23 protein-coding genes and 2 pseudogenes are annotated in these 23981 nt (G+C 71.7%); 10 read left to right on the plus strand and 15 right to left on the minus strand.

Annotated elements, in window-relative coordinates; all coding sequences use genetic code 11:
- Positions 1 to 6: 6 nt before the first annotated feature.
- Entirely contained in the window at positions 7 to 1641 is a 1635-nt protein-coding gene (locus tag ACFVYL_RS07760; protein ID WP_389713621.1) for an AMP-binding protein, read from the minus strand.
- A gap of 109 nt (positions 1642 to 1750) precedes the next feature.
- Here ACFVYL_RS07760 and ACFVYL_RS07765 point away from each other — a divergent pair, with 109 nt between their 5' ends.
- From ACFVYL_RS07765 to ACFVYL_RS07775, 3 genes are all read left to right on the plus strand, one after another.
- Positions 1751 to 3073, plus strand: a complete 1323-nt coding sequence (locus ACFVYL_RS07765; RefSeq protein WP_389713622.1) for an acyl-CoA dehydrogenase family protein — start codon at positions 1751 to 1753, stop codon at positions 3071 to 3073.
- Entirely contained in the window at positions 3070 to 3471 is a 402-nt protein-coding gene (locus ACFVYL_RS07770; protein ID WP_389713623.1) for a RidA family protein, read from the plus strand. The genes ACFVYL_RS07765 and ACFVYL_RS07770 overlap by 4 nt, the downstream gene beginning before the upstream one ends.
- Positions 3472 to 3618: 147 nt before the next feature.
- Positions 3619 to 4371, plus strand: coding sequence for a hypothetical protein (locus tag ACFVYL_RS07775; protein ID WP_389713625.1), 753 nt, complete (start codon positions 3619 to 3621; stop codon positions 4369 to 4371).
- On the opposite strand, the gene ACFVYL_RS07780 is transcribed toward ACFVYL_RS07775, so the two are convergent.
- The 4 genes from ACFVYL_RS07780 to ACFVYL_RS07795 form a co-directional block, all read right to left on the minus strand.
- Positions 4343 to 5167 carry a class I SAM-dependent methyltransferase gene (locus ACFVYL_RS07780; protein ID WP_389713626.1) on the minus strand — a complete coding sequence of 275 codons (825 nt, stop codon included), beginning with the start codon at positions 5165 to 5167 and terminating at the stop codon, positions 4343 to 4345. The genes ACFVYL_RS07775 and ACFVYL_RS07780 overlap by 29 nt on opposite strands.
- 97 nt (positions 5168 to 5264) lie before the next feature.
- Complete coding sequence (locus ACFVYL_RS07785) at positions 5265 to 6386, minus strand: FAD-dependent oxidoreductase (protein ID WP_389713627.1); 1122 nt, start codon at positions 6384 to 6386, stop codon at positions 5265 to 5267.
- A gap of 291 nt (positions 6387 to 6677) precedes the next feature.
- Positions 6678 to 8207, minus strand: coding sequence for a helix-turn-helix domain-containing protein (locus tag ACFVYL_RS07790; protein ID WP_389713629.1), 1530 nt, complete (start codon positions 8205 to 8207; stop codon positions 6678 to 6680).
- A 104-nt stretch (positions 8208 to 8311) separates the two neighbouring features.
- Entirely contained in the window at positions 8312 to 10222 is a 1911-nt protein-coding gene (locus ACFVYL_RS07795; protein ID WP_389713630.1) for an amidohydrolase, read from the minus strand.
- A 94-nt stretch (positions 10223 to 10316) separates the two neighbouring features.
- On the opposite strand from ACFVYL_RS07795, the gene ACFVYL_RS07800 reads away from it, so the two are divergent.
- A complete protein-coding gene (locus tag ACFVYL_RS07800; RefSeq protein ID WP_389713631.1) occupies positions 10317 to 11312 on the plus strand; it encodes a LacI family DNA-binding transcriptional regulator in 996 nt (331 codons plus the stop codon).
- A gap of 42 nt (positions 11313 to 11354) precedes the next feature.
- A pseudogene (locus ACFVYL_RS07805) lies at positions 11355 to 11534 on the plus strand (transposase); the annotation flags it as partial.
- Between the two features lie 44 nt (positions 11535 to 11578).
- Here ACFVYL_RS07805 and ACFVYL_RS07810 read toward each other — a convergent pair.
- Together ACFVYL_RS07810 and ACFVYL_RS07815 are read right to left on the minus strand one after the other, a co-directional pair.
- Positions 11579 to 12085: a hypothetical protein gene (locus ACFVYL_RS07810; protein ID WP_389713632.1), complete on the minus strand. Its 507-nt coding sequence runs from the start codon at positions 12083 to 12085 to the stop codon at positions 11579 to 11581.
- A gap of 74 nt (positions 12086 to 12159) precedes the next feature.
- Positions 12160 to 12753: a TetR/AcrR family transcriptional regulator gene (locus ACFVYL_RS07815; protein ID WP_389713633.1), complete on the minus strand. Its 594-nt coding sequence runs from the start codon at positions 12751 to 12753 to the stop codon at positions 12160 to 12162.
- A gap of 136 nt (positions 12754 to 12889) precedes the next feature.
- Here ACFVYL_RS07815 and ACFVYL_RS07820 point away from each other — a divergent pair, with 136 nt between their 5' ends.
- From ACFVYL_RS07820 to acnA, 3 genes are all read left to right on the plus strand, one after another.
- A complete protein-coding gene (locus tag ACFVYL_RS07820) occupies positions 12890 to 13798 on the plus strand; it encodes a class I SAM-dependent methyltransferase (RefSeq protein WP_389713947.1) in 909 nt (302 codons plus the stop codon).
- A gap of 16 nt (positions 13799 to 13814) precedes the next feature.
- Positions 13815 to 14489, plus strand: coding sequence for a formylglycine-generating enzyme family protein (locus ACFVYL_RS07825; RefSeq protein ID WP_389713635.1), 675 nt, complete (start codon positions 13815 to 13817; stop codon positions 14487 to 14489).
- 206 nt (positions 14490 to 14695) lie between these two features.
- On the plus strand, positions 14696 to 17416 hold the full coding sequence (gene acnA, locus ACFVYL_RS07830) for an aconitate hydratase AcnA (RefSeq protein ID WP_389713637.1): 2721 nt from the start codon (positions 14696 to 14698) through the stop codon (positions 17414 to 17416).
- Positions 17417 to 17531: 115 nt separating this feature from the next.
- On the opposite strand, the gene ACFVYL_RS07835 is transcribed toward acnA, so the two are convergent.
- Entirely contained in the window at positions 17532 to 17912 is a 381-nt protein-coding gene (locus ACFVYL_RS07835) for a VOC family protein (RefSeq protein ID WP_389713638.1), read from the minus strand.
- A 227-nt stretch (positions 17913 to 18139) separates the two neighbouring features.
- Between ACFVYL_RS07835 and ACFVYL_RS07840 the strand changes: the two genes are divergently transcribed.
- Positions 18140 to 19294 carry a S1 family peptidase gene (locus ACFVYL_RS07840; RefSeq protein WP_389713639.1) on the plus strand — a complete coding sequence of 385 codons (1155 nt, stop codon included), beginning with the start codon at positions 18140 to 18142 and terminating at the stop codon, positions 19292 to 19294.
- 63 nt (positions 19295 to 19357) lie between these two features.
- Here ACFVYL_RS07840 and ACFVYL_RS07845 read toward each other — a convergent pair whose 3' ends face one another.
- The 7 genes and pseudogenes from ACFVYL_RS07845 to ACFVYL_RS07875 all read right to left on the minus strand — a co-directional run.
- Positions 19358 to 19705 (minus strand): hypothetical protein, encoded by a 348-nt coding sequence (locus ACFVYL_RS07845; RefSeq protein ID WP_389713640.1) that lies wholly within the window; start codon positions 19703 to 19705, stop codon positions 19358 to 19360.
- Positions 19702 to 20226 carry a hypothetical protein gene (locus ACFVYL_RS07850; protein ID WP_389713641.1) on the minus strand — a complete coding sequence of 175 codons (525 nt, stop codon included), beginning with the start codon at positions 20224 to 20226 and terminating at the stop codon, positions 19702 to 19704. The genes ACFVYL_RS07845 and ACFVYL_RS07850 overlap by 4 nt, the downstream gene beginning before the upstream one ends.
- 223 nt (positions 20227 to 20449) lie before the next feature.
- Complete coding sequence (locus tag ACFVYL_RS07855; protein WP_389713642.1) at positions 20450 to 20833, minus strand: VOC family protein; 384 nt, start codon at positions 20831 to 20833, stop codon at positions 20450 to 20452.
- A 29-nt stretch (positions 20834 to 20862) separates the two neighbouring features.
- The gene (locus ACFVYL_RS07860) at positions 20863 to 22797 is read right to left on the minus strand and encodes a HEAT repeat domain-containing protein (RefSeq protein ID WP_389713643.1); all 1935 of its coding nucleotides are present in this window, start codon (positions 22795 to 22797) and stop codon (positions 20863 to 20865) included.
- Between the two features lies 1 nt (position 22798).
- Positions 22799 to 23428: a DUF7019 family protein gene (locus ACFVYL_RS07865; protein ID WP_389713645.1), complete on the minus strand. Its 630-nt coding sequence runs from the start codon at positions 23426 to 23428 to the stop codon at positions 22799 to 22801.
- 6 nt (positions 23429 to 23434) lie between these two features.
- On the minus strand, positions 23435 to 23611 hold the full coding sequence (locus ACFVYL_RS07870; RefSeq protein WP_389713647.1) for a DUF397 domain-containing protein: 177 nt from the start codon (positions 23609 to 23611) through the stop codon (positions 23435 to 23437).
- Positions 23608 to 23712: pseudogene (locus ACFVYL_RS07875) on the minus strand (transcriptional regulator); the annotation flags it as partial. The gene ACFVYL_RS07870 and the pseudogene ACFVYL_RS07875, both read right to left, overlap by 4 nt.
- On the opposite strand from ACFVYL_RS07875, the gene ACFVYL_RS07880 reads away from it, so the two are divergent.
- Positions 23699 to 23869 (plus strand): hypothetical protein, encoded by a 171-nt coding sequence (locus ACFVYL_RS07880; RefSeq protein ID WP_389713970.1) that lies wholly within the window; start codon positions 23699 to 23701, stop codon positions 23867 to 23869. The pseudogene ACFVYL_RS07875 and the gene ACFVYL_RS07880 sit on opposite strands and share 14 nt — an antisense overlap.
- Positions 23870 to 23981: the final 112 nt, after the last annotated feature.

Here is a 23981-nt window from a genome sequence, read left to right on the forward strand (position 1 = left end):
ATCACTCTACGGGCGTCCGGGACCCGCCGCCCGCAGCCGGAACCGCTGCAGCTTGCCGGTGGCCGTCCGCGGGAGCGCGTCCAGGAAGACGATCTCGCGCGGGCACTTGTACGGCACGAGTTCCGCCTTGACGAAGTCGCGCAGCCGGTCCGCGTCCGGCGTCGTTCCCGCGCGAGGGACCACGTACGCCACCGCCACCTGTCCGCGCAGCTCGTCGGGGCGTCCCACGACCGCTGTCTCCGCGACGTCGGGATGGCGCAGCAGAGCCTCCTCCACCTCCGGTCCCGCGATGTTGTACCCGGCCGAAATGATCATGTCGTCCGCGCGGGCGACGTAGTGGAAGTAGCCGTCGGCGTCGCGGATGTAGGTGTCGCCGGTGATGTTCCAGCCGCGGCGCACGTACTGCGTCTGACGGTCGTCGGCGAGGTAGCGGCAGCCCACCGGGCCGCGCACGGCGAGCAGTCCGGGCTCGCCGTCCGGCACCGGTGTACCCGAGTCGTCGACCACGCACGCGTGCCACCCCGGTACGGCCCGGCCCGTCGTGCCGGGTCTGATCGCGTCGTCGGCGGCGGAGATGAAGATGTGAAGCAGTTCGGTCGCGCCAATGCCGTTGATGACGCGGTGCCCGGTGCGCCGGTGCCAGGCCTGCCAGGTGGCCGCGGGCAGGTTCTCGCCGGCCGAGACGCAGCGGCGCAGGGAGGAGACGTCGTGCCCGTCGAGCTGGTCGAGCATCGTGCGGTACGCGGTCGGCGCGGTGAAGAGCACCGTGATCCCGTGCCTGCCGATGGCGGGCAACAGCTGCTTGGGCGCGGCCTGTTCGAGCAGGACGGACGAGGCGCCGAAGCGCAGCGGGAAGATGACGAGGCCGCCGAGCCCGAAGGTGAAGCCGAGCGGGGGACTGCCCGCGAAGACGTCGTCGGGGACCGGCTTCAGGATGTGCCGGGCGAAGGTGTCGGCGATGGCGAGCACGTCGCGGTGGAAGTGCATGCAGCCCTTGGGGCGGCCGGTCGTGCCGGAGGTGAACGCGATGAGCGCGACGTCGTCGGCGGCCGTGTCCACCGCCTCGTACCGCTCGGGCTGCCCGGCGGCGCGCGCGAGGAGGTCGTCGGGCCCCTCGCCCCCGTACGTGGTGACGCTCAGGCCGGGCACCCCGGCCTTGATCAGGTCGTCCACCGACCTGATGTCGCACAGCGCGTGGCGCACCTCGGCGATCTCGCACATGGTGGCCAGCTCCTGCGCGCGCTGCTGGGCCAGGACGGTCACGGCGACCGCGCCCGCCTTCATCACGGCGAGCCAGCACGCCGCGAGCCACAGCGTGGTGGGCCCGCGCAGCAGCACGCGCCCGCCGGGCGGGACGCCGAGTTCGTCGGTCAGCACGTGCGCGATCCGGTCGACGTGCTGCCGCAGCCGGCCGTACGTCCAGGTCGGGCCGGAGGCCGCGTGGAAGGCGGGGCGTCCGGCGCCGAACCGTTCGAGGGTCCGGTCGAGGAGCTCCGCGCCGCAGTTGAGGCGGTCGGGGTAGTGCAGCTCGGGGCGGTCGTGGACCAGCGCGGGCCACTGTCCGCGCGGCGGGAGACGGTCCCTGGCGAACGTGTCGATGTGGCCGGATGGTGTCAGCCCCGGCTTGCCGGTGGATTCCATGGCGGCTCTGCCCCCTTGCCTGCCGGTCGGGCGCTGTGGTGGGCTCGCTCCATGAGCGTATCGTGATGGTGACGACAGTCAACGGTGCGCGATAAAGGAGGGGTCCGCGGTGACGGCATTCTCGCTCAATCCCGAACAAACCGCCCGTTGTGCGGAGCTGCGCACGCTGGCCGCCGAGCGGTTGCGCCCGCTGGCGGAGAAGGGCGAACCGGGCCATGTGAACCGGCCACTGGTGGCGGCACTGGGTGAACTGGGGCTGCTGGGCGCGTTGTTCGAGGGCGGAGACGCGGGCCCAGGCGAGGGCGCGGGCTCGGGCGATGGCGCGGGCCGAGGCGAGGGCGCGGGCTCAGATGGCGCTCCCTCAGGGGCGCGGGGAACTGCGCGACCAGCCACCCCCGACCCGCAGACGCCACACAGCCGGCCCATCGGAGCATCCGGCACCGGGAGGACCGGCGGGGCCTTGGCCATGGACCTCTGCCTGACCCGCGAGTCCCTCGCGTACGCCTGCACGGAGGCGGAAACCGCCTTCGCCCTGCAGGGCCTCGGCGCCCACCCCGTACACGCCCACGGCACGCCCGCGCAGCGGAACCGCTGGCTCCCACCCGTCATCGCCGGCCAGGCCATCGCGGCCTTCGCGCTCTCCGAGCCGGGCGCGGGCTCGGACGCGGCGGCCCTCGACCTCACGGCGGCACCGGACGGCCCCGAAGGCTGGCGCCTCACCGGTGAGAAGTGCTGGATCTCCAACGCCCCCGAGGCCGACTTCTACACCGTCTTCGCCCGGACCACACCGGGCGCGGGCGCCCGCGGCGTCACCGCGTTCCTCGTCCCCGCCGACCGCGCGGGCCTCACCGGCACCCCCCTCGACATGCTCTCCCCGCACCCGATCGGCGCACTCGCCTTCGACGGTGTGCCGGTCGGCAGGGAGGACGTGCTCGGCGAGGTGGACCGCGGCTTCCGGGTCGCGATGACCACCCTGAACCGGTTCCGGCCCAGCGTCGGCGCCTTCGCGGTCGGCATGGCCGAGGCCGCACTCGACGCCACGCTGGCCCACACCGCCGGGCGGACCGCGTTCGGCGGCACGCTCAAGGACCTCCAGTCCGTCGCCCACCAAGTCGCCGAGATGGCCACGCGCACCGAGGCGGCCCGCCTGATGGTGTACGCGGCGGCCGAGGCGTACGACCGCGAAGGACCGCAGGGCCCCGGCATCGCCCGGCGCGCCGCCATGGCCAAGCTCATCGCCACCGAGACCGCGCAGTACGTGGTCGACGCGGCCGTCCAACTGCACGGCGCCCGTGCCCTGCGCCGCGGCCACCTCCTCGAACACCTCTACCGTGAGGTGCGCGCGCCCCGCATCTACGAGGGCGCGAGCGAGGTCCAGCGCACGGTCATCGCCAAGGAGCTGTACGCCCACCTGAAGGAGCCGTCCGCATGAGCAGCCTGCACCGCGTCAACCCCGCCGAACTCTCCCCGCCCACCGGCTTCTCGCACGCCGTCGCCGCCACCGGCTCCCGCCTCGTCTTCCTCGCGGGACAGACCGCGCTGGACAGCGAGGGCAAGGTCACCGGGGCGACCCTGCCCGAGCAGTTCGAGCGGGCCCTGACCAACCTCCTCACCGCCCTGCGCCATGCGGGCGGCACCCCCGCCGACCTCGCCCGGGTCACCGTCTACGCCACGGACGTGGCCGACTACCGCGCCTGCGCCCCCGAACTGGGCCGCATCTGGAGGCGGTTGGCGGGCCGCGACTACCCCGCGATGGCAGTGGTGGGGGCGGTGCGCCTGTGGGACGACTCGGCGCTCGTGGAGATCGACGGGACGGCCGTGCTCGACTGAGTGTGTGTCGCGGGCGGCGACCGGTGCGCCAGGCGGAATGCCGGATACCGGGTGAGGACGGGGGATCAGCGGGTACCTGGTGACGACCGCGGCCACCCGGGCCGTGGACGAACGGGACGTTCCAGCGTCCCGCGGGAGGGTGACCACGTGCGGACGACCAAGCTTTCGGGTGTCATCGGGATCACGGTGCTTTCGGCGGCTCTGCTGACCGGTTGTGGTGACGGGGACGACGGCGGGGGCGGTTCAGACAAGCCGTTCGCCAAGGACAGCGCCGACCGGATCGCGGCCAAGGCGGTGGCGGCCACCAAGGGCGCCGACTCGATGCGCCTCAAGGGTGACATGAAGCAGCCCGACGGGAAGTCGGTGAGCCTGGACCTCGCGGTCGACCAGGAGAAGAACTGTCAGGGGACCGTCGACACGGCGGGCTCCAAGGCGGAGCTGCGGCACACGAACGGAACGCTGTACGTACGCGGCAACGAGCAGTACTGGAAGACGGCGCTGAAGAACCGGCCCGGCTCGGACAAGGTCCTTGCGAAGGTCGCCGACAAGTGGGTCAAGATGCCCGCCGACGACGCCTCGACCTCCGGAATGTGCGACAAGCAGGGCCTGGTCGCCTCGATGGACGAGGACAAGTCCAGCCGCAAGGGCCTGAAGAAGGGCGACACGACGTCCGTCGACGGGAAGGAGGCCATCATGCTGACGAAGAAGGCCTCCGGCGGCGAGACGCACACCCTGTACGTCGCCACGGAGGGCAAGCCGTACATCCTGCGCAGCTCGGTCAAGGGCGGTGACAAGCCCAACGAGGCGACGTTCAGCGACTACAACAAGCCGGTGAGCCCGAAGGCGCCGGGCAAGGGCGAGACGGTGGACCTCAAGGAGCTGGCGGCCTCGGGTCAGTAGCCTCCCGGTCCTGTCCGGCGCGGGTGATGAGGTGGAAGTGCCGGGCGACGCGCCGGTACGGATCGATGCGCCCGGCCTCCCACTCCGCCTGCAGCACCTCGTCGAGGTCATCACCGGCGCACTCGTCCTCCAAGTGGTCGGTGAACACCCGCACTCCGTACCACTGCAGCAGGTCGATGCGGTGTTCGGCGAGGATCCGCAGGACCGTGGCGCGGTCCACGCCGCGGCTGACCGTGCCGATGCTGTTGTCCTCCACCGGGTCGTGCAGTGCCCGCAGCACGCCGCTCCAGTCACGCGTCAGTCCTCGCCTTATGGCCAGGGCATCGGCCTGATAGGCGAGGACGGAGACGATGCCGCCGGGGCGCGGGCACTGTGCGAGCGCGTGCAGCAGCGGGGCCGGGTCCTCCAGGTACATGAGGACGCCGTGGCACAGCACCGCGTCCCACCCGGTGCCGACCAACAGCGGCGCCTGCTCGCCGAACCCGCGGCAGAAGGCGACACTGCCGGGCGCGTCGGAGGCGTACGGCAGCCAGGAGGCGCGGGCCCGGGCCAGCATGGTCGCGTCGGGGTCGAGCACGGTGACGTGGTGACCGCGCTCGGCAAGCAGCCGGGCCTGTACGCCGGTGCCGCCGCCGACGTCGAGCACGCGCTGCGGCGGCGCGGCCGGCAGGTGCTCGGCCAGAGCGCGGTCGACGAGCCGGTGGCGGACGGTGCCGCGGAGCGTGCCGCTGCGGTGGGCGTAGCGGTCGGCGAGCGGTTCACCGGGGCGGGCAGGCGTGGTCCAGGAATTCGTCATGGGGATCTCTAGGTCTTAGGCCGCTGGAACACCAGGCCAACGAAGTGAAGTCCCTTAAGAAACGGTCCAGTTGACGCCCAATGCCCACGGCGTCGCCTCACCGGCCGGTCGGCGAACCGGCCGGGACATCCGGAACCCTGAACTCCTCGATACCGTCGAGGCCTCCGGAAGAGGCCGCTTCGGCGCTGCGGGGGAACATGTCCCGCTCGTACGCGGCGAGCGCGGTCTCGATGGCGTCGGGGTGCGCGGCGATGGCCTTGCCGAGTTCGGCGCCGTCGAGCATGGCCAGGTTGGCGCCCTCGCCGTTCGGCGGTGCGAGGTGGGCGGCGTCGCCGAGCAGGGTCACGCCGGGCACCCGGCCCCACCGGTGCCCGGTCGGCAGTGTGTAGAGAGGGCGCAGGACCGGCGGGACGTCACATTCGGTGAGGAGCGCGAGGAGCTCCGGCGCCCACCCGGCGAACTCCGCGGCGATCCGCGCGGTGGCCGCGGCGGAGTCGGTGAAGTCGATCGCGGCGAACCACTCCTGCGGCCTGGGCAGCCCCACGTAGGCGTGCAGCGTGCCGCCCCTCTCCCGGTGGGCGAAGATCTCCAGCTCGGGCACGGGCCCGGTCGCGATCATCATGCCGCCGCCGACCGTTTTCGCGGCGGCCGGGTGCCGGGTGTCGGCGTCGAACAGGTACGTGTCGACGACGGACTTGCCGATGTACGCGGGGGTGGCGGCGGAGAGCAGCGGCCGGACCCGTGACCACGCGCCGTCCGCGCCGACCAGCAGGCCGGTGACGACGGTGCCGCCGTCGGCGAAGGTCACCTCGTGACGTCCCTCGCCGAGACTCCGCGCGCCGCTGACCTTGTGGCCCCACCGCACGGTGTCGGCCGGAAGCGAGTCGAGCAGGACCTCCCGCAGCTCGCCGCGCTGCACCTCGGGGCGGCCTCCCGCGCCGTCGTCGGGGGACTCGTGCAGGACGGTCCCCTCGGGGTCGAGGACCCGCATGGCCTGGCGGCCCGGCAGGATGAGGCCACGGAACTCGTCCGTCAAACCGGCCTCCGCCAGGGCGAGTTGGCCGTTGTTCTCGTGGATGTCGAGCAGCCCGCCCTGCGAACGCGCGGCGGGGGAGGGCTCCGCCTCGTACACCGTGGACGGTATTCCGTGGACGTGCAGGACACGGGCGAGCGTGAGACCGCCGAGTCCGGCGCCGATGATGGTGACGTGAGTGGTCATGGGGCTTCTCTCCTGATCGAGGACTGCCGAGGCCTGTCGAGGTCTGATCGAGGTCTGTCGGCGGATCGCCGACGAACCCCAATCTCCCGGCAGCCGTCGACAGCCCACCGACAGCTCACCGACGCCACCGACAGCGGTCCGACAGCGCCCCGGACACCTCGCGCAAGCCGACAGAACAGCAAGCCCACGAAGCAGCAAGCCGACACAGCAGCCAGCCCACGGAAAAGCCGCCGTACCCCCGCCCCGAACGGGGCAGGAATACGGCGGCCGTGCCGTGCCGTCCCGTGCCGGTCAGATGTCCCGGAACGTCTCGATCTGCGCGCCCACCGAGTTCAGGCGCTCCGCCAGGTCCTCGTAACCGCGGTTGATCACGTACACGTTGCGCAGCACGGACGTGCCCTCGGCCGCCATCATCGCGAGCAGTACGACCACGGCGGGGCGCAGTGCGGGCGGGCACATCATCTCGGCGGCGCGCCAGCGGGTCGGGCCTTCCACCAGCACCCGGTGCGGGTCCAGGAGTTGGAGGCGGCCGCCCAGGCGGTTGAGGTCGGTGAGGTAGATCGCCCGGTTGTCGTACACCCAGTCGTGGATCAGCGTCTTGCCCTGTGCCGCCGCCGCGATGGCCGCGAAGAAGGGGACGTTGTCGATGTTCAGGCCGGGGAACGGCATCGGGTGGATCTTGTCGATCGGCGCCTCCAGCTTGGAGGGGCGCACGGTGAGGTCGATCAGGCGCGTACGGCCGTTGTCGGCGGAGTACTCCGCCGAGCGGTCGTGGTCGAGGCCCATCTCCTCAAGTACCGCGAGCTCGATCTCCAGGAACTCGATCGGCACCCGGCGGACCGTCAGCTCGGACTCCGTGACGACGGCGGCGGCCAGCAGGCTCATCGCCTCGACCGGGTCCTCGGAGGGGGAGTAGTCCACGTCGACGTCGATGGTGGGGACGCCGTGCACGGTCAGCGTGGTCGTGCCGATGCCCTCGACCTCGACGCCCAGCGCCTCGAGGAAGAAGCACAGGTCCTGGACCATGTAGTTCGACGAGGCGTTGCGGATGACGGTGGTGCCGGCGCTGCGTGCCGCGGCGAGCAGCGCGTTCTCGGTGACCGTGTCCCCGCGTTCGGTGAGGACGATGGGGCGGTCGGGGCTGACGTCGCGTGCCACCTCGGCGTGATACAGCCCCTCGGTCGCCGCGATGTCCAGGCCGAACCGGCGCAGCGCGATCATGTGTGGCTCGATCGTGCGGGTGCCGAGGTCGCAGCCGCCCGCGTACGGCAGCTTGAAGTGGTCGAGGCGGTGCAGCAGCGGGCCGAGGAACATGATGATGGAGCGGGTGCGACGGGCGGCCTCCGCGTCGATGGCCTCCATCTCCAGCCTGGCGGGCGGCACGATCTCCAGGTCGACGCCGTCGTTGATCCAACGGGTGCGCACGCCGATGGAGTTGAGCACCTCCAGGAGCCGGTAGACCTCCTCGATGCGGGCGACGCGGCGCAGCACGGTGCGGCCCTTGTTCAGGAGGGACGCGCAGAGCAGCGCCACGCACGCGTTCTTGCTCGTCTTGACGTCGATGGAGCCGGAGAGCCGGCGGCCGCCGACCACCCGCAGGTGCATCGGCCCGGCATAGCCGAGCGACACGATCTCGCTGTCGAGCGCCTCACCGATCCGGGCGATCATCTCAAGGCTGATGTTCTGGTTGCCGCGCTCGATGCGGTTCACGGCGCTCTGGCTGGTGGAGAGCGCCTCGGCGAGCTGCGTCTGTGTCCAGCCCCGGTGCTGACGGGCGTCACGGATGAGCTTGCCGATGCGTACGAGGTAGTCGTCTGCCATGTGTCGAAGGTTATCTCAGATATGAGATGAAGCACGCGCTGGGGTAGGCCATATGGGGCTCGGCCGTCCGGTGGCTTTTCCCGCCCGGTGCGCCGCCCGGGGGTTCAGCCGCAGCCGCACGGGGCGTGCCGCCCGCCGTGCACCGACGCGTACGACGTGGGCCGGGGCCCCGCCGCCGCCCGCGTCACTCGGGCGGCGGCCGCGCGTCCTGCCGACGACTCCGCGTCGTGCACCACTGTGCCTCCGACAAGCGTGAGGCGCACCTCGGACGAGCTGATATCGGCCACCGGACACCGCGTCACATCGCGGTCGAGCAGCACGAGATCGGCTGCTTTTCCCCTCTCGACGGTCCCGGTGATGTGCTCCGCACGGAGTTGACGCGCGGTGCCCAAGGTGTGCATGAGCAGGGAGGACGTCCGACTGAGCCCTTCCTGCGCGCGGTAGAGATCACCCTCGCCCTCGATCCCCTCGCGGTCGACCGCGGTGCGGATCTGATTCCAGACCTGCAGAGGGTCGACCGGCCAGTCCGAGCCACCCGCGAGCGCCGCGCGCCCCTCGCGCAGGCTGCGCGCCGGGTACAGCCGCCGGTGGCGCGCGGCGCCGATGTAGGGCAGCAGGGCCTCCATGGTCCAGGTGTTGCGCGTGGCCCACTGGAGCTGCATGCACGCCACCACGCCGAGCGCGGCGAAGCGCGGCAGGTCGGCGGGGTGGACCAGCTGGAGGTGGGCGGTGGTGTTGCGGACATCGCGGCGGCCGGTCCTGCGCAGGGCGTACGCGTATCCGTCGAGGGAGGTGCGCACGGCGCGGTCGCCGATGGCGTGGGCGTGCATCTGCCAGCCCTCGGCGTTGAAGGCGGCGCTGAGGCGTCCGTAGTCGGCGGCGCTCACGTACAGCTCGCCGCGGTGGTCCGTGGGCCTGCCGTCCTCGTCCAGGTAGGGGTCGAGCAGGGCAGCGGTCTGGGCCGGATGCTCGATGACACCGTCGAGGAAGACCTTGACCGTGCCGAAGCGCAGTCCGCGTACGTCCTTGAACTCGGCCCGCAGCCCCTTCGCGTACGCGAGCGCGGCGGCCGGGTCCTTCGTCAGGCCGGTGTCGAGGCGCAGGGCGGGCACGATGCGCTGGAGCAGCCGGTCCGACGCGGCGAGCCGCTGATAGAGCTTCAGCTCCTCGTGCCCCACCACGGCCTCCATGAAGGTGGTGATCCCGGACGCGGCGGCCTCGGCGAGGATTTTCCCGGCGGCATCGGCCAATTGGGTCGCGTCGGGTTCGGGGATGTGCCGCGAGACGAGCGGCTGGGCGTCGTCCTTGAGGACGCCGGTCGGCTTGCCGTCCGCGCCCTTGACGATCGTGCCGCCGGGCGGGTCGGGGGTGCTCGCGGTGATCTTCGCGATGTCCAGGGCGCGCTGATTGGCCCACAGGTTGTGGCCGTCGCCGCCGCGCAGGGCGATGGGGCGCCGGGTCGCCAAGGCGTCGAGCATCGCGTGGTGCGGGGCGGTGCCGTGGGGGAGCAGCCCGACCGGGTTCCAGTCCTCCACCACCAGCCAGCCGTCGGGCTCCTGCTCGGCGGAGTCCTTGAGGAACCCGGTCAGCGTCTTGTGCAGCTCCTCGACGGTCTGCTCGGCCCCCGCGAGCGAGGGCCGCAGCGAGCGGCTCGCGGCGTCCATCGGGTGGGCGTGCCCGTCATGGATGCCGCTCATGAGGGTGCCGCCCCGCGCGTCCACGACGTCGGTGTCGCGCCCCACGAAGCGCCTGACGGCGGCGTCCGTGCCGACGGCGAGGATCCGCCCGTCCCGCCCGACGGCCACCGCCTCGGGGCGGCCGCGGCCCGAAGTGCCGGTGAAGACACGGGCGTTGTGCACGACGAGGGCGGCGGACCCGCGGGGCGACGAGGCCGCGGCGGGCCCCGCCGCGGTGACGGCGAACCCGGCGGCTCCCGCGGCGCCCGCGGCTCCCGCGGCGGCGAGGAGGCCGCGCCGGGAGAGGGCGGAGGGCGCGGGGACGGGCGGCTGGGGCATGACCACACTCCAAGACGTAGCGGCTACGAGTGGAGGGAACCCTCGACGAGTAATCCGTTAACCAGAACCCGCCCCGGGCGACGGATTCCGTACGATGAGCCGCGTGCCAGGGCCGACTCTCGCCGACATAGCCCGCGCCGCGGAGGTTTCGACGGCGACGGTCTCGCACGCCCTCAACGGCACCGGCAGGATCGGCGAGACCACCCGCCGCCGGGTCCGCGAGACCGCGACGCGACTGGGCTACGGCGCCCCGGGGCCCCCGCGCAGCCGCACCCTTGGCATCGCCGTGACCACGTTTCCCAGTGCCTGGAACTACACCGGGATCGCCTACTTCTCACGCGTCGTCACGGCGGCCACCTCGGCGGCCCACGCCCGCGGCTACGCCCTCACCGCGCTCCCCGCCGACCGGGCCGCCGACGACTCCTGGCACCGGCTCGCCGTCGACGGCATGCTGATCGTGGACAGCCCGCGCGGCGACCCCATGGTCCGCGCCCTGCGCGCCCGCGGCGTCCCGCTCGTCTTCGACGGCGTTCCCGGCGACCCGCGCCCCGGCGACCACTGGGTCGACAACGACCACGAGGCGACCACCCGCAAAGTCCTCGACCACCTCGCCGCCGCGGGCGCCCGCCGGACCGCCCTGCAGTCCGGCAACGGCGACGAGCACTACGCCCGCGCCGTGACGACGGCCTACGAACAGTGGTGCGCGGAGCGCGGCGCGGCCCCGCTGGTCGTCCCCTTCGACCCCGCCGACGGCCAGGGGCACGCCTTCGACGCGCTGCTGACGTGCCGGGACCGCGTCGACGCCGTCTATGCCGCCTACGACCCCGGCGGCCGCCAGCTCCTCGCCGCGGCGGCGCGGCACGGGCTGCGCGTCCCCGACGATCTGCGCGTGGTCTGCGCGAGCGAGGACCCCGGCTACGCGGCGACGGAACCGCCCGTCACCACGGTGACCCTCGACCCGGAACGGACGGCCCGCACCGCCGTCGCCGTCCTCGTGGACCTGATCGAGGGCAGCGGCATGCCGCCGCCGGGCCCGGTAGTCGTCCCGGCGGCTCTGCTGGTCCGGGCGTCGTCGGGTGACGGGACTTAGCTTGTCCTTCATGGTCCGGCGTCGAACGCGGCTCGAACAGTGTCACACTTGGCGGTGCTGGACGCGGTCCGCCTGGAGCCCGGCGCCGACGTCGCCGCCGTGACCACGGTCCAGATCCGCGAGGTCGTCGAGCGGTTGGTCGCCGCCGACCAGTGGCGGCCGGGTGACCCACATGTCCTGGTCGTCCTGGACGCGGGATACGACGCTCCGCGCCCCGCCCACCACAAGTTCGGCACAAAACCGCGCCGAACTGGCTAAGGACAAGGCTAGGGGCGCAGCAGCGAGGCGTGGATGCGGGCGATGGCCCGCAGCACCTCGTCACGGTTCTTGGCCTGCTGCATCCATGCGGGCAGGCGCGCCACCACGGTCATCCTTCGGCCGTGGTCGTGCCAGGGGATTCCTTCACGCAGCGGTGCCCGCACGAATCGTCTGATCAGGTCCAGGTGTTCCAGGTTGTAGGCCCATACCCACCCGTGCCGGGTCTCAGTCTGCAGCCAGAGACACACATCGAAGTACGGGTCTGTGGCCGGCGCGTGCCGGTCCCGGTGCAAGGACACACCGCCACGGCTCCAGTCCTTCGCCATCCCGCAGCTCCGACAAACGAGACGCCTCCGTGCGAAGAGGCCCTGGTCGTGAATCCCGGACGGGCCTGGTGCTGTACCGATGTGCGCGACCTTCCCGCAGCCGGGACAGCGCACCAGCACCGACGTGAGGAAGTCGTACTTCGTGCTCCGGGGGTCCCGGAACCGGTGGTGCGTGGAGATCGAACTCATTGGACAAGTATGCGAGCCACGCGCCCAAGGCTCCTACGGGTCACATCTCAAGCTCAGTCCCTGTGCGTGCGGGCTCATGCCTCCCGCACGGCCCCACCGACCACCGACGTCACGACCTTCCGGACCGTCCCGGGCTCCGGCGGCTCGCCCTCCCGTCCGGCGAAGAGCAGGTGTCCGCTGCCGATCAGGGTGAGCGCGAGCGTGTCGACGTCGGCGTCCGGGGCGAGGCGGCCCAGCTCGCGCTCCGCCGTGAGGTACGCGGTGAGTACGGCGCCGGCCTCCGTCAGTACGGGGAGGCCGGCCGGTGTGGTCCGGCGCAGCCGTGCGCGCAGGGCGTCCCGCGAGGCGATGAGGCCGAGGATGCCCAGGGCGACCGACCCGAAAAGATCCGTCAGCGCGTCGGTGACATGCCCGACGACGGTGCCGGTCCCGGCGGCGGTGCGCAGCGCGGCGCCCTGGCCGGTGATCCTGGCGATGCGGTCGAGCACCAGCTCGGCGAGGAACGCGTCGAAGTCGTCGAAGTGCCGGTGCAGGACCCCTTTGGCGCAGCCCGCCTCCGTGGTGACCGCGCGACTGGTCAGGGCGTTCGGCCCGGCGCGGAGCAGGACGCGTTCGGCGGCGTCGAACAGCTGCTCGCGCACATCGCGGATGGCGACTCCGGTCGGCACGTATGTCTCTCCTTCTTCGAATGCTCCGGCTCTTCGAATGCTCAGGCTCTTCGACCGCTCAGGCTGCCGAACTGCGGCCGCACGCACGTCCGTTGACGAGTGGGCACGTGCCCACCATAGTGGGCGCATGCCCACTATGCCTGAGAACGGGCCCGGCGACGAGCCCTCCAGCGAGCCCGAGAACGAGCCGGAGAACGAGCCCGAGAACGAGCCGGAGAACGAGCCCGAGAACGAGCCGGAGAACGAGCCCGAGAACGAGCCCCACCGGCACCGCCGGATCGCGGAGTCCTTCGGCGTGGACGCCGAACGCTACGACCGCGCCCGCCCCCGCTACCCGGATGCCCTGATCGACCGGATCGTCACCGGCGGGTCCGCGCCCGCCGTCCTCGACGTCGGCTGCGGCACCGGCATCGTGGCCCGGCAGCTGCGGGCGGCAGGATGCTCCGTGCTCGGCGTCGAGCCCGACGTGCGGATGGCGGAGCTGGCGAGGCGGCTCGGCGTCGCGTGCGAGGTGGCGACGATCGAGGACTGGGAGCCCGCGGGCCGGCGGTTCGACGCGGTGGTCGCCGGCCAGGCCTGGCACTGGGTCGACCCGGTCGCGGGGGCGGCCAAGGCTGCGCGGGTGCTGCGGCCCGGCGGCCGCCTGGTGGTGTTCTGGAACGTGCCCGAGCCCCCGGCCGCCGTGGCGGAGGCGTTCGCCGAGGCCTACCGCAAGGAGGCGCCCGATTCCCCGATCGCCGTCCGGGCGACGTCGGCCCTGGCGGACGACGCCTACCGCCGCATCCTCGACAAGGTCACCGACGGCATCCGGCGGGCGGGCGGCTTCGCCGAACCCGAGGAGTGGCGCTTCGACTGGGAGCACGCCTACACCCGGGACACCTGGCTGGACCAGCTGCCGACCCAGGGCGCCCTCACCCGGCTCCCCCCGGACGGCCGGTCCCGGATCATGGACGCGGTCGGCGCGGCCGTCGACTCGCTGGGCGGCGCCTTCACGATGAGGTACGCGACGCTGGCGGTCGCCGCGGAGCGCGTGGAGGACGGCTGACTAAGCTCCCCTGCTCATGAGCGCGAACACGGGCTTCGAGCCCGAGATGGTCTCCGTCCCGCCGGGCCGGGTCACCCTGTCGGACCGCAGGACCCGCCGCAGCTGGCAGGTCGAGGTCGCGCCCTGTCGTCTCTCGGCGTTCCCCGTCACCCAGGCGCTGTACGCGGAGGTCACCGGGGAGCGGCCCGGCGCCGCCCACGGTGACCGGCTGCCCGTCGAGGGCGTTTCCTGGCGGGACGCGGTCCGCTTCTGCAACGCCCTGTCCCGGCGCGACGGTCACGCGCCCGCCTACCGCATCGACGGCGAGACCGTCGAGTGGGACACGGCGGCCGACGGATACCGCCTGCCGACCGAGGCCGAGTGGGAGCACGCCTGCCGCGCCGGCACGACGGGCCCGCACTACGCCCCGCTCGACGAGATCGCCTGGTACCGCGGCAACTCGCAGGAGCGCCTCCACGAGGTGGGCGGCAAGCGCCCCAACGCCTGGGGCCTGTACGACATGCTCGGCAACGTCTGGGACTGGTGCTGGGACGTCTACGACGCCGAGGTCTACGGCACGTACCGGGTGCTGCGCGGCGGAGGCTGGTTCGACGAACCCTGGAGCTGCCGGGCCTCCGCCCGCCGCCGCAGCCACCCGGCCTACCGCGTCGACGACGTGGGCTTCCGCCTGACCCGCTCGGGCCCGCACTGAGCCGCCCGCCGACGGCGTGGGCGGGCGCGCCTCGTCGTACGTGCGGGTCATGTACTAGAGTTATCTCGACATCGAGATATCTGCCGAGGCGCACCGGAAGCCGCCACTCGGTAAGGGTTACCTAACTAAGCCTTACCTTAGCGGATCGACGAGGAGTCGTGGCGGCAGGATGTGAGCGAACGCGCACAAATATGAAGGAGACTGTCGTGTCGGCGAACAGCTTCGACGCCCGCAGCACGCTGCGCGTGGGCGACGAGTCGTACGAGATCTTCAAGCTGGACAAGGTCGAGGGCTCCGCACGGCTCCCTTATAGCCTGAAGGTCCTCCTTGAGAACCTGCTCCGTACCGAGGACGGCGCGAACATCACCGCCGACCACATCCGTGCGATCGGCGGCTGGGACTCCCAGGCCCAGCCCTCGCAGGAGATCCAGTTCACGCCGGCCCGCGTGATCATGCAGGACTTCACCGGTGTGCCCTGTGTCGTCGACCTCGCCACCATGCGCGAGGCCGTCAAGGAGCTCGGCGGCGACGCGGACAAGGTCAACCCGCTCTCCCCGGCCGAGCTGGTCATCGACCACTCCGTCATCGCCGACAAGTTCGGTACGGCGGAGGCCTTCGGCCAGAACGTCGAGCTGGAGTACGGCCGCAACAAGGAGCGCTACCAGTTCCTGCGCTGGGGCCAGACCGCCTTCGACGACTTCAAGGTTGTCCCCCCGGGCACCGGCATCGTCCACCAGGTGAACATCGAGAAGCTGGCCCGTACGGTCATGGTCCGCAACGGCCAGGCCTACCCGGACACCCTGGTCGGCACCGACTCGCACACCACCATGGTCAACGGCCTCGGCGTCCTCGGCTGGGGCGTCGGCGGCATCGAGGCCGAGGCCGCGATGCTCGGCCAGCCGGTCTCCATGCTCATCCCGCGCGTCGTCGGCTTCAAGCTGACCGGTGAGCTGCCCGCGGGCACCACCGCCACCGACCTCGTCCTCACGATCACCGAGATGCTGCGCAAGCACGGCGTCGTCGGCAAGTTCGTCGAGTTCTACGGCGAGGGCGTGGCGGCCACGAGCCTCGCCAACCGTGCCACCATCGGCAACATGTCGCCGGAGTTCGGCTCCACCGCCGCGATCTTCCCGATCGACGACGAGACCCTGAAGTACCTGCGCCTGACCGGCCGCGACGAGCAGCAGGTCGCACTCGTCGAGGCGTACGCCAAGGAGCAGGGCCTCTGGCTGGACCCGGCCGCCGAGCCGGACTTCTCGGAGAAGCTGGAGCTCGACCTCTCCACGGTCGTCCCCTCCATCGCAGGCCCGAAGCGCCCGCAGGACCGCATCGTCCTGGCCAACGCCGCGCAGCAGTTCGCCCTCGACGTGCGCAACTACGTCGACACCGCGGACGAGGCGGGCGAGGAGTCCTTCCCGGCCTCCGACGCCCCCGCCACCACCAACGGCATCCCGTCGCGCCCCACCACGGTCACGGCCCCCGACGGCTCGACCTACGAGATCGACCACGGTGCGGTGACGGTCGCGGCCATCACCTCCTGCACCAACACCTCGAACCCGTACGTGATGGTCGCCGCCGCGCTCGTCGCGAAGAAGGCCGTCGAGAAGGGCCTGACCCGCAAGCCGTGGGTCAAGACCACCCTCGCCCCGGGATCGAAGGTCGTCACCGACTACTTCGACAAGGCGGGTCTCACCCCGTACCTCGACAAGGTCGGCTTCAACCTCGTCGGCTACGGCTGCACCACCTGCATCGGCAACTCGGGCCCGCTGCCCGAGGAGGTCTCGAAGGCCGTCAACGACCATGACCTGGCCGTGACGTCGGTGCTCTCGGGCAACCGCAACTTCGAGGGCCGCATCAACCCCGACGTCAAGATGAACTACCTGGCGTCCCCGCCGCTGGTCGTCGCGTACGCCATCGCGGGCTCCATGAAGGTGGACATCACCACCGAGGCGCTCGGTGCCGACCAGGACGGCAACCCCGTCTACCTCAAGGACATCTGGCCCTCCGAGGCCGAGGTGAACGACGTCGTCGCCAACTCCATCGGCGAGGACATGTTCAACAAGTCCTACCAGGACGTCTTCGCGGGCGACGCCCAGTGGCAGGCGCTCTCGATCCCGACCGGCAACACCTTCGAGTGGGACGCCGAGTCGACGTACGTCCGCAAGCCCCCGTACTTCGAGGGCATGACGATGGAGACCACCCCGGTCTCCGACATCACGGGCGCCCGCGTCCTCGCCAAGCTGGGCGACTCGGTCACCACCGACCACATCTCCCCGGCCGGTGCGATCAAGGCCGACACCCCGGCCGGCAAGTACCTGACGGAGCACGGTGTGCAGCGCCGCGACTTCAACAGCTACGGCTCGCGCCGAGGCAACCACGAGGTCATGATTCGCGGCACGTTCGCGAACATCCGCCTGCGCAACCAGATCGCGCCGGGCACCGAGGGCGGCTTCACCCGCGACTTCACGAAGGAAGACGGTCCCGTCTCCTTCATCTACGACGCCTCGCAGAACTACCAGGCGGCCGGCGTCCCGCTCGCGATCCTCGCGGGCAAGGAGTACGGCTCGGGCTCGTCCCGCGACTGGGCCGCCAAGGGCACCGCGCTCCTCGGCGTCAAGGCCGTCATCGCCGAGTCGTACGAGCGCATCCACCGCTCGAACCTCATCGGCATGGGCGTCCTGCCGCTCCAGTTCCCGGAGGGTCAGTCCGCCGAGACCCTCGGCCTCACCGGCGAGGAGACCTTCTCCTTCACCGGCGTGACCGAGCTGAACGAGGGCCGCACGCCGAGCACCGTCAAGGTCACCACCGACACCGGCGTGGAGTTCGACGCGGTCGTCCGCATCGACACCCCCGGCGAGGCGGACTACTACCGCAACGGCGGCATCATGCAGTACGTGCTGCGCAGCCTGATCCGCAAGCAGGCCTGACGCCGCAGCAGCCGGACGCACGCGGTAGCCGAGGGCCGCACCCCGTTTCGTACGGGGTGCGGCCCTCGGCCTTTGTCCGCGGCACCTCGCCGGTGGCTCCTCGCCGTGGAGGCGGTCAGCCGCCGTAGGGGACGGTGATGAGCTCCATCGCGTGCTCCGCCGGATCCAGGAAGTACACGCCCTTGCCGCCGTCGTTGCGGTTGATCTCGCCCGGCTGCTTCTGCTGCGGATCGGCCCAGTGCCGGATCCCGCGCGCCTCGATCTTCTCGTAGGCGGCGTCGAATTCCGCCTCGGAGACCAGGAAGGCGTAGTGCTGCGGGGTGATGTGCTCCGCCGGGACGGTGGCGAAGTCCAGGGTGACGCCGTTGCTCAGGGCCACCGCGATGAACGGCCCCCATTCACCGGTGACTTCGAGCCCGAGCAGGTCCGCGAAGAACTCGGCGGACTCCCGGTTGTCCCGGGCGTGGACGATCGTGTGATTCAGCTGTACCGACAAGGAATGCCTCCAACAGGCATGTCCCGACACCTCCATGCCTCACCCAGCCGGTGACCGGCACGCGATGTCACCGTGGATCTTAGCAGCGCCCCCCGGCGGCAGGTATGGACTTGTCCGCACGGCCTCCGTACGCTCAGCCGCACCATGGCATGAGAGCGCTCTCAATAGTTCAACTCCCCTTCATCACACCCCTGTTGGAACCGTTGGAACGACGAGAGGACCCCCCTGTGAGACGCAAGTCCAGCACCCGCCTCGGTCTGTCCGCCGTACTCCTGACGGCCGCCTGTGTCGGTACCGGGCTCGCCCCCGTTACCGCTGCCGCCGACAGCGGGAGCGCGACCCGGGCCCCCGCCTCCGACGCCCTGCTGCACGCCATGCAGCGCGACATGGGTCTCAGCCCCGCCGCCGCCCGCGAGCGGCTCGCCGACGAGAAGCGGGCCGTCAAGACCGAGCGGGAGGCGAAGAAGGCGGCCGGTGCGGCCTACGGCGGGTCGTGGTTCGATGCCGGGCGTGGGCGCCTCACCGTCGCCGTGACCGGGCGGGGTGCGGCCGCGGGCGTCCGTGAGGCTGGGGCCGACGTGCGGTTCGTCGAGCACAGTGCCGCGGGCCTCGACGCGGCGAAGGCGCGTGTCGACAGGCTCAAGGCGCCCTCGGGCGTGGCCAGTTGGCGCGTCGACGCGCGGGCCAACCGCGTCGTGGTGGACGTCGTCGACGGCCACCGTGCCGACAACGATGTCACGGCCTTCCTGCGCCGCGCCCGCGCCACCGCGCCCGTGCGGGTGGGCACGGTCCCCGCGGGCCCGAGCACCTTCGCCGCCGGGACGGTCGGCGGCGACCCGTACTACACCGGCAACGTCCGCTGCTCCATCGGCTTCTCGGTGCACGGCGGCTTCGTCACGGCCGGGCACTGCGGCCGGGCGGGCGCGGGCGTGCGCGGCTGGGACGGCTCCACCATCGGTTCGTTCCAGGGCTCTTCGTTCCCCGACAACGACTACGCGTGGGTGTCCGTCGGCAACGGCTGGTGGACCGTGCCGGTCGTGCTCGGCTGGGGCACCATCCCCGACCGGCTGGTGCGCGGCTCGGCGGAGGCGCCGGTCGGCTCGTCGATCTGCCGCTCCGGTTCCACCACGAAGTGGCACTGCGGCACCCTGCTCGCCAAGAACGAGACGGTCAACTACTCGGACGGCACCGTCGTCCACCAGCTCACCAAGACCAGCGTCTGCGCGGAGGGCGGCGACTCGGGCGGCTCGTTCATCAGCGGTGACCAGGCCCAGGGCGTGACGTCCGGCGGCTGGGGCAACTGCGGCAGCGGCGGCGAGACGTGGTTCCAGCCGGTGAACGAGATCCTCCAGCGGTACGGGCTGACTCTGCACACCGCCTGATCCCGTCCACCGGGGTACGGGTCAGGGGCGCCCGGCGATCGACCGGGCGCCCCGTCTCTCCGGCTACAGCAGCGTCCGAGGATCCACCCCGCCCGGAAGCAGCTTGACCTCCGCCACCCCGCGCGTGCCGACGCCCGCCTCGTCCAGCACCCTGCGCGTCTTCGTGACGGCGAGGTCCACGGCCTCACCCGGGGTCCGCGACTCGATCTGGAAGGCGCCGCCCGCCGACGCGGCGGCCCCGGCGGGCCCGCGGCTCGGGGCCGTGGCCGTCGCGGCGAACTCGTGGGACCCGTCCATGATGTCCATGAGCCGCTCGCACAACCCCGCCGCGTCCGGGGCGGGAGTGGTCAGGAGCAGCTCGACATGCACTTCCCACGCGTCCACGCGCGCACCCTCTTCCGCTGCGGTCACGGCGCCTTCACGTAGCGCTGCTTGCTGTCGGCCTTCGCGCTCGTCCCCTTGTACGGGGAGACGATCTGGGCGGTCGAGTGGCCCCAGAAGTTCGCCGAGTACTTGACCTTCTTGCCGTTCGTCACCGGAGTGTAGAACGTGGCAGTGTTGCCGAGCGTGCCCATCTTGCGCGTCTCCGAGGACGTCGCCGCGGTCTGCTCGAACTGGCCCGAGTAGTACTTCAGCTTCCCGGTCACCTTCACCCGGACCGTGGGAATGTTGCCGAAGCACTGCACCCGCGTCTTGTAGATGACGCTCTTCGCACCCTTCGACCAGTGCGGGGTGTCGGCCGTGACCTTGCAGTAGGCCTGCTTCACGTCCCGCTTCGTGGGCGCACCCGCAGCGGTGGGAGCGGCGATCTCCGTGATCACCGTCTGCGCCGAACCGCCCTCGCCGCGCACGCGTTCCCCGCCGCTGTGCCCCGCTTCCACCGCTCCCGCGGAGGTGGCGAAGAGGAGGCTTCCGATGAGAGAAGCGGACATCCCGACGCCGTAGCAGATGCGACGCGCAGACTTTTCCATGTGATGAACCCTCGTTTTGCTGACATCGTTCAGAACCCCGTGGTCAGGGGCAAGGTCATCTTTTCCTGAACGCGCGACGATCAGTCGGTGCCTCGGCATGTCGATCATCACGCTGTGCGGAAGCAACCGAGGGCGTGTTCAGGCCGTCTGACCACTGTTCACGCCGGTGAGACACCGGCCGACGTCAGAGGGGCTGGAGCCGACGCCGCAGGAGGCAGAACTCATTGCCTCCGGGATCGACCAGAACGTGCCAGCTCTCCTCGCCGGTCTGGCCGACGTCCGCATGCTTGGCCCCGAGGGCGAGCAGCCGCTCCAACTCGGCGTCCTGGTCGCGGTCGGTGGCGTTGACGTCGATGTGCAGCGGCAGCTTCCCGGTCCTGGGTTCGCTGCTGGGACTGAGGACGAGCGTGGGCTGCGGACCGCCGGAGCCGACGCCGGGCGGCCCGATCTCGATGCTTCCGTCGTCCTCGCGGCCGAGTTCCACGTAACCGAGTACGTCACACCAGAACGCGGCGAGCCGCTCGGGGTCGGCGCAGTCGAGGACGAGCTCACTGATGCGGCATGCCATGGCGGCAGTGTACTGATCCAGTACGGGAGTTACTGGTGAGACGACGGGCGGGCCGGGCGCCCGGCCCGGCGCTCCGCGACACTCCGGAGCGCCGCACGGCGGTCCTCGCTGACGAGGCCGTACTTCCGGCAGTACGCGAGCACGTGCGCGTCCGCCTCGTCCGTGCCCAGCGCCGCGAGAGCGCGCAGCGCGACGCCGTGCCAGTGGGCGGGAGGGCCGGCGGCGAGGACGGCCGCCAGGGGCGCGGCGCACTCGGGGGAGCGGCGGTCGGCCAGCGCCTCGGTCGCGGGCAGATGGAGATCTTCCGTTTCGGGCGAGGTCGCCAACCTGGCCAGGGCGGCCGTCGCTCCGGCCCCCGGGCACCCGGCGAGTGCGGTGATCAGTTCCCGTGCGACGTCCCACCGGAGCCGCTCCGTCAGTGAGGCGAGGACGTGTGCGCCAGGGGCGCCTGCCCGGGCCAGGGCCCGAACGGACTCCCGCGCGACATCCCGGCTCGCGTCCCCCGAGGCGACCTGCCCGAGCGCGTCGGCGGCCTCGGCCACCGGGAACCGGCCCAGTGCCCGCGCCGCCCGCACCCGCACCGGCTCGGACGGATCGCGTACGGCGGCCAGCAGCACCGGCAGCGAATCGCTCGCGCCGATCAGCCCCAGCGCGTGCACGGCGCGGGCGCGGAGCGTGCCGGGCTCCTCGCCGTCGCCCGCGAGCAGCGCGAGAGGGCGGGCAGCCGGTTCGTGCCGCAGGGCGCCGAGCGCGTCGGCGGCGGCCGCCCGTACGCCCGCGGTGTTCTCCGCGTCGAGCGCGGCGAGGAGCGGCGACGCCGCGTCGGCGCACTTCAGCAGGCCCAACGCCACGGCCGCGCCCCGGCGTCGGGCGCCGCCCGGTCGCGAGGTGTCGGCAAGCGCCGCGAGCAGCTCCCGCACGGGCGGTTCGGGCAGGGTGGCCAGGGCCCGCGCCACCGCGTCACCGATCCGTTCGTCGCCGAGCGCGGCGAGGAGCGCGCCGGTCGCCGCCGCGCCCCCGACGGAGCCGAGCGCGCCCGCCGCCGCCCTGCGCACGGGCGGCACCGACCCCTCGTCGAGCAGGTCGATCAGAGCGGCGACGTCCCGCTCGTCCTCGGCCTCGCCGAAGAGTTCGGGCCGCTCCTGGATGAGCGCGCAGACCGTCACGGCGGCGCAGGACGGGGCGCGGTCGGCGGCTCGGCGCCGGGGCGACGCGTCCACGAGGTGGCCCCGCAGCTCGTTCAGGCCGGTGCGTGTCCGGGCCAGGAGTGCGGCCGCGGGGCGCGCGGTCGCCGCGTCCGGATCGCGCAGCGCGCGCCGCAGCATGACCTCGGGGGCCCAGCCGGCCGGGGGCGGCCAGGAGTCCTCCGGGAGATCCGTGAGTGCCAGGACCGCCGCCCTGCGCAGCTGGGGAGAGGTTCCCTCCGACTGCACCAGGAAGAGCAGGGCAGGTCCGGTACGAGGGTCGCGCATCGCCCGCAGCGCCTCCATGGTGTGCATCTCGTCGCCGGGCAGCAGCGACCAGAGCGCGGCCATCAGCACGGGCACGGCCTCCGGCGGGCGCAGCCGGGCCACCGCCTCGACGACTCCCCGCGCGGGCTTCGGGTCACCCAGCCGGTGGACGAGTTCACGGACCGCCTCGGGCCCGCCGACATCGCCCAGGTCCTCGTACATCCGGGCCGTCCGGGCCCGCTCGTCCGCACTCCTCAACCGCCCGAGGATCATGGGCACGGCACGGCGGTCCCGCAGCTTCGCCAGGGTGGACAGGGCGTGCAGAGGCAGGTAGCGGGGATGGTCGTCGGGCTGCTGCACACAGTGGAGGAGCGCGTCGGCGGCTTCCCGTCCGCCGATGTCCCCCAGCAGGTCGACAGCCCAGACGTGGTACGGAGAGGGGCCCGACCTCATGACCTCGCTCAGGCCCGCGACATCCCGCTCCAGCCGCATCCCCACGACGTCCGGTTCCACCTCAGGCGCCCCGGCCCGTGTCCTCGTCCGCCATCGCCACGTACAACGGCGTGCCGACCACGATCTCGACCTGCCGCCCGTCCTCTCCGGTGGCGGTGGAGTGCAGCAGACGCCGCGCGAGGAACTCGCCGTAGACCGGCGGCTCCTTCAACGACCGTGAGAACTCAAGGACTTGTGCCGCCGCCTCCTCCTCGTGCGACGGGGTGTCCCCCAGGAGGCGGAACAACGACGGCAGCATGGAGTGCGAGGCCTGGATGGTGTCGGGCGGGGTCCGCTGCCCGAGCAGGTGGTGCGCCGACCCGATGAGCGCGACGACGGTGTCGCCCTCGCGTCCCGTCATGAACGTCGGCCCGTCCGGCGACCCGTACCCGGCGATCCGCAGCGCCAGATCACCCCGGAACCAGGGCCTCGGCTCCGTCATCCAGCTGACGTCGAACTCCCGCTCCAGGTATGCCTCGACGATGTCCAGCCTGTCGTACGTGGTCGTCTCCCTGAGCGGCGACTGCAAGGCCACGCTGAGTACCTTGAGGTCGACCTTCGCCTCGACGGCGAGCCGCTTCAGGAGCTTCGGCGGGATCTGCTCGTACAGCATGTCCAGCTTGGTGCCGGAGACGTAGAGGTAATACCTCACGTGGCGTCAGGGGAGCTTCAGGAAGGCGGTCCAGGCGTCCGGGGCGACGGAGAAGTGCGGGCCGTCCGGGTTCTTGGAGTCGCGGATGTGGATGGCGGTGGGGTGGGCGGCGATTTCGAGGCAGTTGCCGCCCTCGCTACCGCTGTAACTCGACTTGAACCAGGTAAGCGCGGTGCCACTCATTGCTCTCCAAGTAAACGGTCCAACAGGCGCCTGGTCTCACGGGTGTTGACGGCCTGTGTCCGCAGCATCGCATACTCGCGCTCCAGAATGGACACCTCGTCCGTCGCGTCCAACGGGCCCGAAACTCCGGGTGCCCGGCTGCACCACGTGAGCAACACCGGGTTCCAAATCCGCCTCAACGAGATCCTCGGTGGCGGCGTCTCGGCTGATGGAAAGCACGCGGCGGAGACCATCGGCTGGACCGCCCACACCATCTGAGACAGGCAAAGGGCGGCCCTGGGGAATGCGACCCCAGGGCCGCCGACGAAACGGGCAATGGGAGGGTGTGGCTCGGCCGGGGTCGGGTGCGGGTCTGCGCCGGGGGCCAGCG

The sequence above is a fragment of the Streptomyces sp. NPDC058308 genome, from assembly GCF_042880275.1.
Classification (GTDB): domain Bacteria; phylum Actinomycetota; class Actinomycetes; order Streptomycetales; family Streptomycetaceae; genus Streptomyces.